General features: G+C 40.1%; 1 protein-coding gene. It reads right to left on the reverse strand.

The features are described from left to right. A partial coding sequence (locus SB822_RS56575; RefSeq protein ID WP_249532216.1) for a YniB family protein occupies positions 1-225 on the reverse strand: 225 nt, incomplete at its 3' end. Between the last annotated feature and the right edge of the window lie 54 nt (positions 226-279).

The following is a 279-nucleotide window of genomic DNA, read 5'->3' on the forward strand; positions in this document are numbered from 1 at the left end:
GGAGTTATACCAGAATAGATTCAAAAAAGGCGTATTCGCCTGCATCATATCGATCATGACATGAGTAAAGTCGAGCATGACCGCATTAATGCCTTCCTGGTTTTCCTGCCGGGTATTCATAAATTTCAGCAAAGAAATCAATGTAGAGATCAATGCAGGTATAAAAATCACCCAACCCAAAATCCTTTTCAAAACAGCAATGCGTCCAGCTTGTTGATACGTCATGAGTTCTCCTTGATTAAGACGCGTCGTTTCACTTAGTTTACCTGTAGATATCTG

Source organism: Paraburkholderia sp. SIMBA_054, assembly GCF_046534875.1.
Lineage (GTDB): Bacteria > Pseudomonadota > Gammaproteobacteria > Burkholderiales > Burkholderiaceae > Paraburkholderia > Paraburkholderia hospita.